Here is a 9,754-nt window from a genome sequence, read left to right as displayed (position 1 = left end):
CGCTTCGCGACCGCCACACCCGGCACAGCAGAGAATCGCCTCCGCAAGCTCCAGCGATTCACGTCTCAGGCGTCCAGGGGATCCCCCGGCACGGGCTTGCCCCGCCGTTGCAGGTCGAGGGCCTCGTCAGGCGTCATGCCCGCAGGCAGACGACTGCGGATCACCCGAGCGGGGCTGCCGACCGCGATGGAGAACGGGGGGATGTGCCCGCGCACCAGCGCCTGGCTGGCGATCACGCTGCCGGCACCGATGTCCGCCCCCCGCAGGATGGAGGCCTTCTCGCCCACCCACACGTCCTCGCCGATGCGCACCGGTGTCTTGACCAGCCCCTGCTTCTTGATCGGGAGGTGCAGGTGCTCGTAGACGTGGTCGAAGTCGCAGACGTAGATCCAGTCACCGAACAGGGCGTTCATCCCGACCTCGACGTCCAGGTAGGTGTTGACGACGTTGTCCCGTCCCATCACCACCTTCGGGCCGAGCCGCAGGTTGCCCTCGTGCGCGCGCAGCCGGTTGTCCGACCCGATCCAGCACCACGGGCCGAGCGAGAGCCGGCCGCGGCCCTTGCGCGCCAGCAGCTCGACGCGTCGGCCGAGGAAGACCATTCCCTGCAGGTCGACGTGCGGGTTGCGCAGCCGCGCGGCCAGGAACCGCGCGTACAGCACCAGGTACTCCGGGGTGTACATGCGGCGCTCGACGGCGAAGCGCACGGCCCGGCGCCAGTCGGTGCCCCGCCCGCGGGGATGGGACGGCCGCGGGGAGTCTGCGACGCCGCCCGACGCCGTGGCCACCGCCTCCGCGCGGGCCACCCCCTCCCGACCCACCGCGGCCGCCACGGCCGCCTCGCGGTGGCGCTCCCCGAGCTCGCGCGCGAGGTCACGCGCCTCACGGGGGGACAGGTCCTCGGTCATGACGCCGGCGTCGTCGCCGTGAGCAGACAGTTGTAGAAGATGCCCTTGGGGACCACGCGGGAGGCCACCGCGTCATCGAGCGCGAAGAGCCACTGCCAGACCCGGTAGGCGAACCATGGGTAGCCGGCGGGCAGGCGGTCGACGCCGACCATCGCCTCCACCGTGCGGGTGGTCCACCCGAACCAGCTGGCGGTCAGCTCCTCGGTCACCGTGCGCACGTCGCAGAAGCCGGCCGCGCGGGCGTGCTCCTCGAGCTCGCCGGGGGTGAAGATGTGCTGGTCCACCACGTCTTCCAGCGCGGCTGCCTCAGCGTCGTCCTCGCTGGATCGGCCGTTCCGCGGAGCCAGGACGCGGTGGCTGCCCGCCACCACCGCGGCCAGCTTCACACCCACGCGCGCGGCGCGCTTGAACTGGTTGGCGATCGCGTCGCCCGCACGGGTCGGCTCACCGGCGATGACGAGCCGGCCCCCGGGCACGAGCACCCGGCGCAGCTCGGCGAAGGCCGCTTCCAGGTCGGGCAGGTGGTGGACGACGGCATGGCCGACCACCAGGTCGAAGGCGGCAGCGTCGTAGGGCAGGGACTCGGCGTCGGCCACCCTGCCGTGCACCGCGAGCCCGAGCTGCGCGCCGTTGCGCTCGCAGACCGCGACCATGCCCGGGGAGATGTCGGTGACGTGCAGCTCCCGGGCCACACCCGCCTGGGCGAGGTTCAGGAGGAAGAACCCCGTGCCCGCCCCGATCTCCAGAGCACGGTCGTAGGTGCGCACCTCGGGCACCACCTTGCGGAAGCGTCCGGCCGCGTAGTCGATGCAGCGCGTGTCGAACGAGATCGACCACTTCTCGTCGTAGGTCGGCGCCTCCCAGTCGTGGTAGACGGTGTTGGCCTGCTTGGCGTCCATGAGCTGTGTCCTACCGCTGGTGGTCGTGGTGTGCGCCGCGGACTCACGCGCCGGTGAACCGCGCCTGACCGGGACCGTGCTCCAGGAAGGATCGCATGCCGGCACGCGCGTCCTCGGTGGCGAAGCAGGACGCGAAGAGCGCGGCCTCCAGCCGGAGCCCGGCGTCCAGCGGCAGGTCGGCGCCCTCGTCGATCGCCCGCTTGGCCAGTCGCAGCGCGTACGGCCCCGCAGCGTACCGGCGAGCAGCGTCCACGGCGGTCCCGTAGACCTCGTCGGCGGGCACGACCCGGTCGACCAGCCCCATCGTCCGGCACGCCTCGGCACCGTAGAAGGTGCCCCCGTACACCATCTCCTTCGCGCGCTGCACCCCGACCAGCCTGGCGAGGCGCTGGGTACCACCCGCACCGGGGATGAGGCCCAGCTGGATCTCCGGCTGGCCGAGCTGGGCGTTGTCGGCAGCGAACCGGAAGTCGGCGGTCATCGCCAGCTCACAGCCACCGCCGAGGGCGTAGCCGTTGACCGCGGCGATCGTCACCTGCGGCAGGCGCGCCAGCGCGCTCAGGGCGGCCTGCAGCTCGGCCCCCGCGACCCGGGCGGCCCGCTCGGTGAGGTCCCGCAGCGCCGCCACGTCCGCCCCGGCAGCGAACACCTTGGCGCCGCCCCACAGCACCACGGCAGCCACCCGCTCGTCGGCGGCGACGGTGCGTGCGGCATCCCCCAGCTCCGCCCACACCTGGGGATTCAGCGCGTTGACCGGCGGCCGGTCCAGGCGCAGCGTGGCCACCCCCTCCTCGTCGGTCTCGACGCTGACGAACTGGCCCACGACACGCTCCTCGGAGTCCGACCGCGCGCGGATCGCCCATTTGCGCGCCCGCACGAGTCTACGTTCGCCGCCACACCCGCTGGCGAGCCGGCCCGCTACGCTGCGCACGTCATGACCCTGACCCGTGAATCGCTCCGAGCCTGCGAGGACGATTCTCTGCTGTGCCGGGTGTGGCGGTCGCGCAGCGACCGCCATGGACTGCTGAGACGTGAATCGCCGGAGCTTGCGAGGGCTATTCCCTGCTGTGCCGGGTGTGGCGGTCGCGCAGCGACCGCCATGGAGATGTCACGCCGCCGCCGCCCGTGCCTCGCCGAGCCGTCCCGGCAGTCGGGAGGGTGGTCCTGAGCGACGTCCCGTCGCGCCCACTGCGCGAGCTCCCGCTCGGGCTCGCCGTCGGGGTGCTGTCCGGCCTGTTCGGCATCGGTGGCGGGGCGCTCGCCGTCCCGGGACTGCTGTGGCTGCAGCTCAGCCAGCACGCCGCCCATGCCACGTCGTTGGCGGCGATCGTGCTGACCGCCGCAGCCGCGGTCATCCCCTTCGCGGCGGATGGCGCCGTCGACCCGCTGGCCGCGCTCGCCCTGGTGGCCGGGTCGCTGGCAGGCGTCTCGCTCGGCGCCGGGTTCATGCACCGGATCCCCGCGAACGGCCTGCGCCTGGCCTTCGTCGCCTTCCTGGCCGTGGTGGCCGTCAGGATGCTCGTGGGCATCGAGCTCGACCGGGACGCCCACGTCCCCGACCTGGAGGCGGTCCACGTCCTGCTGCTCCTCGGCGTCGGCCTGGTGACCGGCATCCTGTCGGCGCTGCTCGGCGTCGGTGGCGGCATCGTGCTCGTCCCCGCCCTGGTGCTCGGCTTCGAGTTCTCCCAGCACGCCGCCGAGGGCACGTCCTTGGCCGTCATCGTGCCCACCGCCCTGCTGGGTGCGGCCCGCCACACCCGCCGGGGGTACACGCACTGGCGGACCGGGATGACGGTTGGCGCGGGGGGCGTGGCGGGGGGGATCGGCGGCGCGGTCCTGGCCCTCGGCCTCGACGGCCTGCTCCTGCAGCGGCTGTTCGCGGGGTTCCTGATCCTGATGAGCCTCTACCTCCTGCTGCGCGGCGCAGGGGAGCCCACCGCCGAGGACGCCGGGAGCTAGGACACGTCGCGGCGCATGCGGGCCAGCCCCTCGGCCAGTGGCGTGCCCGTCCGGCCCAGGGCCGTCGCAGAGGGCAGCAGGTCCCGGGACAGCAGTGGCGCCAGATGCTCCGGCAGGGCCACGGGCGGGGGTACGCGTGGGGTTCGCCCCGGGTCAACGAGGCCCTCGAGCAGGCGCGGCAACGCGACCACGTCGGGGCCAGCCAGCGACACGATCACGTGGCGCGCCCCCGCGGCGCCGCGCTCGACGCCGGCGGCGTCCGCCACCGCCGCCAGGTCGTCCAGGTACAGCGGGGCGTGCATGGCCCGGGGGTCGACGCCCGGGAGGCCGGCGGCCAGCAGGGCGGTCAGAGGGTCGTGGGGGCCATAGGTCACGGCGCGCCGCAGCACCACCGTCTCCACGGGAGCCTCGGCGAGAAGCGCCTCGGCCTCTGCGCACGCGGCCAGGTACGGGTCGTCCCCGGGTGCCTGCGCACCGATCGCCGACAGCCACACCAGGCGCCGGCAGCCGGCTCCCAGGGCGGCGCTGACGACGCCGGCCAGCTCGTCGACGATCCCCACCGGGGAGTCCAGGAAGCCGCCACCGGTGTGCACCACCGTGTGGACCTGCTCCATGGCGAGCTCCAAGCGGCCCTCGTCGTCCAGCGAGCCGCGGGCCACCTTCGCTCCCCAGTGGCGGTATCCCTCGACGACCCCGGCCGGGGTCGCTTCCCGGTCGACGTAGGCGCGTACCTCCCCGCCCGCGCCGACCAACCGGGCGACCACCGCCCGGCCCGCGCCCGCCTCCGCCCCCGTGACCAGTACCGGCATCGGCGGCAGGTTACCCGACGGCCAGGGGCGCGGTGGCCGGATGGGCGTGTGTAACCCCCCTGCCGCCCCGGGTAGACGTGTCCGTACCGCAGGCAACCCGACGCCAAGGAGATCACCACGATGACGACGCGCGTAGAGAAGTCCATCGATGTCGAGAAGCCCATCCACACCGTCTACAACCAGTGGACGCAGTTCGAATCGTTCCCCGAGTTCATGAAGGGCGTGGAACGCGTCGAGCAGAAGGACGACAAGCGCCTGCACTGGGTCGCGAAGATCGGCATGGCCGACCGTGAGTGGGACGCGGAGATCGTCGAGCAGACCCCCGACCAGGTCATCGCCTGGAAGGCGAGCGGCGAGACGACGAACGACGGCCGGGTCACCTTCCAGGAGGTCGCCCCCAACCGCACCCGGGTCAACCTGGTGCTGGAGTACGAGCCCGAGGACCTCGTCGAGAAGGCCGGGGAAAAGCTCGGCGTCGTCGACAAGCGCGTCGAAGGCGACCTCGAGCGCTTCAAGTCCTTCATCGAGGAGCGCGGCGTCGAAGAGGGCGCCTGGCGCGGCGAGATCCACCAGTAAGCGCACGCGCTCCGCGACGGCTCGGCCCTCCCTCGGGGCCGGGTCGTCGTAGTTTTGGGGGCGATGCTCGTCCTCTACCACGACTACACCTCCCCGGCGTCGGCGGTGGCGGCGCTGCGCCTGCAGCGCCTCGCCGACGAGGGTGTGGCCGTCACCTTCGCCGGTTTCGAGGCCCTGGTCGCCGCCCGTCTCCCGGTGACCCTGGAGGTCGCCGCGGGGGTCGAGGACCTCGCGCACGCGGCTGCCGCCGAGGGCCTGGCACTGCGCCGCCCCCCGTGGCTGCCGCCCACCGCACGGGCGCACGTGGTCGGGGGCGTCGCCGAGGCGCGCGGGCGCGGCGCCGCCTGGCGCGCCGCCTGCTACCGCGCGTTCTGGGAGGACGGCGCCGACCTGGCAGAGTCGGCTGTCCTCCTGGAGCTGGCCGCGACGGCTGGGCTGGACGCCGCCGAGATCGGCGTCTGCCTGGACGACCCCGGGCGGGTCCCCGCCTTCCGCCGCGGCCTGCTGACCGCCCGCAAAGCCGGGGTCGGCGGAGTGCCCGTCTTGTACGCCCACGGCACCCTCGTCCCGGCCCTGCTCCCCGAGGACGACCTGCGCGCACTCGCGGGGTGAGGGCGACGGGGGACCGGTAGGCTCGGCGGCGTGGACATCCAGGTGCTGGCCGAACGCTATGAGCTCCGCGGCATCCTGGGGACAGGGGGGATGGCCCGGGTGTACGAGGGGTACGATCGGACGCTCGCCCGGCGGGTGGCGGTGAAGGTCCTGCGCGACGACATCGGCGGCGGCCGCGAGCTGCGCGAGCGCATGCTGCGCGAGGCGCGCGCCGCGGCGAGCTTCCACCACCCCAATGCCGTGGCGGTGTTCGACACGGGCCAGGAGGGCCGCACCCCCTACATCGTGATGGAGCTGGTGGAGGGCCGCACCCTTGCCGACGAGATCGCCCACCACGGCTCGCTGGATGCGGCACGCACCGTCACCATCGCCGTGCAGGTGCTCTCCGCGCTGGCCGCGGCCCATCGGCGCGGCCTCGTCCACCGCGACGTCAAGCCCGCCAACATCATGCTGCCGCCCGGCAATGGGGCGAAGCTCACCGACTTCGGCATCGCCAAGGGCCTGGAGGAGCTCTCCGACCTGACCGTGGACGGCGAGGTGCTCGGCACCCCCAAGTACCTGTCACCGGAGCAGGTCTCGGGCTCGCCCGCGACACCCCGCTCCGATGTGTACGCCATGGGGGTCGTGCTCTACGAGATGCTCGCCGGCCAACCGCCGTTCACCGGCGACAACGCCTTCGCGGTCGCCCGGGCGCACCAGGAGGACGCGCCGCCGCGTCTGGACCGACGGGTCAAGGGTCTGGACGCCAGCCTGGTGGGTGTGGTCAACCGCTGCCTGGAGAAGGACCCGAGCCGACGCTACGCCGACGCGGACGACCTGCTCAAGGCCCTCAGCGGCAAAGCGAGGGTGTCCGCGGCTGTGGCGACCACCGCGGCGCCGCCCCGCCGCGATCGCGACCGTCCGGCGCCGGCGGCACGACCGGCGGCTCCCCCGGCGGCCGGTCGGTCGGGCCGCGGTTTCGGCCTGGCTGCCGCGCTGGTCGTGCTCCTGGCGCTCGCCGCGGTCCTGGTCGTCCAGTCGCTGATCGACTCCGCGCCCGACGCTCCGGTCGACGAACCCGCGGATGCTCCGGTCGAGGCACCGGTGGAGCCCACCGCGGAGCCCGACCCCGCCCAGGACCCGCCGCCCAACGAGCCCGGCCCGGAGGCCGACGAACGGCCGGATCCGCCACCGGACGGACCCGGCCAACCCGACCCCGGCCAGCAACCGGCCGACCCAGCGGACGAGTAGCCAGGAATCCCGATGGCCTCCAGCGGGGCGCCCGCCTCGGCTTCGACCTTCACGTCGACCAACCCCGCCACCGGCGAGGTCGTGGGCACGTTCCCCGTGCACACCTCCGAGGACGCGCAGCGCGCCGTCGAGCGCGCGCGGATCGCCGCCCGGTGGTGGGGGGCGATCGGCTTCGCCGAGCGCCGCCGGCGTCTCATGGCCTTCAAGGCGATCCTGGCGCGACGGAGCGAGGAGCTGTGCGCGGTGGTGCGCGCCGAGAACGGCAAGTCCGACGACGATGCGTTCATCGAGGTGCTGCTGTCGGTCCTCCACCTGGACTGGGCGGCCCGTCACGCCCGGCGGACACTCGCCCCGCATCGCGTCCGCCCGGGGCTGCTCATGCTCAACCAGAAGGCGACGATCCGGTACGCCCCGGTCGGGGTGGTGGGCGTGATCGGGCCGTGGAACTACCCCGTGTTCACCCCGATGGGCGCCATCGCCTACGCGCTGGCGGCGGGCAATGCCGTGGTGTTCAAGCCGAGTGAGCTCACGCCGGCGGTCAGCGTGTGGCTCGTCGACGCGTTCGCCGCGGTGGTGCCCGAGCACCAGGTGCTCCAGCTGCTGACCGGTGCCGCTGACACGGGTGCTGCACTGTGTCGCTCCGGGGTGGACAAGCTGGTGTTCACCGGGTCGGCGCGTGTCGGACGGGCGGTCATGGCCACGTGTGCGGACACCCTCACCCCTGTGGTGATGGAGTGCGGTGGCAACGACGCGATGATCGTCGACGACGACGCCGACCTGGACGCCGCCGCCACCGCCGCGGTGTGGGGCGGGCTGCAGAACACCGGCCAGGCCTGCATCTCCGTGGAACGGGTGTACGTCACCGATGCCGTCCACGACCGGTTCGTCGAGCGGGTGGCCGACCTGGCGGGTGCGGTGCGCGAGGCGGACGTCCCCCGCCCGCAGCTGGGGCCGATGACCAGCTCCGCGCAGATCGCGGCGATCGAGGGCCACCTCACCGATGCGCTGGCACGGGGAGCCCGGGCGGTGGTCGGCGGCCCCGCGGCCATCCGCCCCCCCTACGTGAACCCGGTGGTGCTGGTGGACGTGCCAGCGGACGCCCGCATCATGCAGGAGGAGACCTTCGGCCCCATCCTGCCGATCGCCCGGGTTCGCGACGCCGATGAGGCGGTGCGACGGGCGAGCACCTCCGACAACCTGGGCACGTCCGTGTTCGCCCGTCGCGCCGGGGCCGACATCGCCCGCCGGCTGCGCGCGGGCATGACCAGCGTGAACGCCGTGGCGGTGTTCGCCGCCGTGCCCGCCCTGCCGTGGGGAGGCCAGGGCGAGTCGGGGTTCGGGCGCATCCACGGCGAGGAGGGCCTGATGGAGTTCGTCAGACCGCACGCCATCACCGAGCAGCGCTTCGACCTCCCCGTCGACATGATGAGCTTCGGTCGGCCCGAGTGGCTGATCGGGGTCCTCGACCGGGCGATGAAGCTGCGTCACGGCCGGGGCTAGACCGGCGGTCCCCCACACGGTGGGCGCGTCGCCCGCCGAGGGCTACGGGGGCGGCCCCGCCGCGTCGGGTTCCGGGTCCGGCTCCTGCAGGGACGGGAGCAACCCCCCGCCTTCCGGTTGCGGCTCGGGTGCCGGAGGCGGGGGCGGCGCACTCGGAGCGGGGCTTGGCTCAGTGGGCGGCGGCGGGGGCGGGGGCGGCGGCTCGGGGGCCGGGACCGGCGCCACGTCCCCGGCCGGGTTGTCGGTCCCTGGCGCCGCCGAGCCGGCGGGAAAGGTGTGCTGGCCGCCGTAGAGGCTGACCGACATGCCGGTGGGGGCGCGGTCGAACAGCCACACGGCATCGGCGCGGGTCACCCGGACGCACCCGTGGCTCGCCGGGTGCGCCGGCACCGAGTTGGACCCGTGGATGGCCCAGCCCCGGTAGAAGTACAGCGGGTCGTACAGCGTACCGAGCGGGGCCTTGCGCACCCCGCGGATCCGCCGCTCGACGGTGAAGTGGCCCACCGGGGTCAGGCTGTTCGCCCGCCCGCCGCCCGACGTGGTGTAGGCCGCGCCGTTGCCGCTGCTGACCGGCATGGTCCGTTCCAAGGTGCCCCCGGTGATCAGGTGGAGCACCTGGATGTTGAGGTCGATCTCGATGCGGTCCGCGGGGCCCTGGCGCAGCACCGGCTGCGCCGGGGTGTCCAGCGCCGCCAGGGTCGTGGCCCCGACCGCACCGTCCACGGTCAGCCCGTTGACCTTCTGGAAGGCCATGACCGCGCTGCGCATGGCCGGCCCCTCGGCTCCGTCGAGCGGGCCGACGTAGTAGCGCAGGTCGGTGAGCCGACGCTGCACGGCGACGACGTCGTAGCTGGGCGGCGGTGGCGCGGGCTCAGCCGCCGCGGGCTCGGGGGGGGTGGCAGGCTCCTCGACGACTTCCGGCGTCGGCGCGGGTGCGGGCAGGTCGAGGCGCTCGACATCGAGGTCATCCCCCGCCCCTGCGTGCTCGACCGGATCGGGGAGACCGGCTGCCGCAGGATCGCCCGTAGGCATCCCGGTGCGGTAGGTGGCGACGGCGATTCCCACCATGGCGCCGAGCAGCGTGACCACCAGGGTGAGCACCGCGAGGTAGCGCGGGGCAGGTGAGGCAAAACCGGCGTCGAAGACTGACATGAGGCGATAGCGTACGCCCTCGTGCGCCGCTTGCGTGCCAATCCGGCGACCTAGCGGCCGAGCGCCGCCACCAGCCGATCAGCGGCGGTGTAGGGATCGAGGTCGCGGG

General features: G+C 73.7%; 10 protein-coding genes. 5 read left to right on the top strand and 5 right to left on the bottom strand.

The annotated features are described in order from the left end of the window. Positions 1-65: 65 nt before the first annotated feature. From WD250_07645 to WD250_07635, 3 genes are read right to left on the bottom strand one after another with little or no spacing between them, the layout of a single operon-like run. Positions 66-908 carry an acyltransferase gene (locus tag WD250_07645; protein MEX2620077.1) on the bottom strand — a complete coding sequence of 281 codons (843 nt, stop codon included), beginning with the start codon at positions 906-908 and terminating at the stop codon, positions 66-68. Next, positions 905-1,807, bottom strand: coding sequence for a methyltransferase domain-containing protein (locus tag WD250_07640; protein ID MEX2620076.1), 903 nt, complete (start codon positions 1,805-1,807; stop codon positions 905-907). Before WD250_07640 ends, WD250_07645 begins: the two co-directional genes overlap by 4 nt. A 43-nt stretch (positions 1,808-1,850) precedes the next feature. After that, positions 1,851-2,630: an enoyl-CoA hydratase/isomerase family protein gene (locus WD250_07635; protein MEX2620075.1), complete on the bottom strand. Its 780-nt coding sequence runs from the start codon at positions 2,628-2,630 to the stop codon at positions 1,851-1,853. 335 nt (positions 2,631-2,965) lie between these two features. Here WD250_07635 and WD250_07630 point away from each other — a divergent pair, with 335 nt between their 5' ends. Next, on the top strand, positions 2,966-3,766 hold the full coding sequence (locus WD250_07630; GenBank protein ID MEX2620074.1) for a sulfite exporter TauE/SafE family protein: 801 nt from the start codon (positions 2,966-2,968) through the stop codon (positions 3,764-3,766). Here WD250_07630 and WD250_07625 read toward each other — a convergent pair. Further along, positions 3,763-4,575 carry an NAD(P)H-binding protein gene (locus tag WD250_07625; GenBank protein ID MEX2620073.1) on the bottom strand — a complete coding sequence of 271 codons (813 nt, stop codon included), beginning with the start codon at positions 4,573-4,575 and terminating at the stop codon, positions 3,763-3,765. The two genes, WD250_07630 and WD250_07625, sit on opposite strands and share 4 nt — an antisense overlap. 120 nt (positions 4,576-4,695) lie before the next feature. On the opposite strand from WD250_07625, the gene WD250_07620 reads away from it, so the two are divergent. The 4 genes from WD250_07620 (at position 4,696) to WD250_07605 (ending at position 8,493) form a co-directional block, all read left to right on the top strand. Next, entirely contained in the window at positions 4,696-5,151 is a 456-nt protein-coding gene (locus tag WD250_07620) for an SRPBCC family protein (protein MEX2620072.1), read from the top strand. 63 nt (positions 5,152-5,214) lie between these two features. Next, positions 5,215-5,763, top strand: coding sequence for a DsbA family protein (locus WD250_07615; GenBank protein ID MEX2620071.1), 549 nt, complete (start codon positions 5,215-5,217; stop codon positions 5,761-5,763). 30 nt (positions 5,764-5,793) lie between these two features. After that, positions 5,794-6,993 carry a protein kinase gene (locus tag WD250_07610; protein ID MEX2620070.1) on the top strand — a complete coding sequence of 400 codons (1,200 nt, stop codon included), beginning with the start codon at positions 5,794-5,796 and terminating at the stop codon, positions 6,991-6,993. Between the two features lie 12 nt (positions 6,994-7,005). Then, the gene (locus WD250_07605) at positions 7,006-8,493 is read left to right on the top strand and encodes an aldehyde dehydrogenase family protein (protein MEX2620069.1); all 1,488 of its coding nucleotides are present in this window, start codon (positions 7,006-7,008) and stop codon (positions 8,491-8,493) included. A gap of 42 nt (positions 8,494-8,535) precedes the next feature. Here WD250_07605 and WD250_07600 read toward each other — a convergent pair whose 3' ends face one another. Next, entirely contained in the window at positions 8,536-9,645 is a 1,110-nt protein-coding gene (locus WD250_07600) for a L,D-transpeptidase family protein (GenBank protein ID MEX2620068.1), read from the bottom strand. Positions 9,646-9,754 lie beyond the last annotated feature (109 nt).

This window comes from Egibacteraceae bacterium (assembly GCA_040905805.1).
In the GTDB taxonomy this organism is placed as follows: domain Bacteria; phylum Actinomycetota; class Nitriliruptoria; order Euzebyales; family Egibacteraceae; genus DATLGH01.
This window is presented reverse-complemented; position numbering and strand designations above follow the sequence as displayed.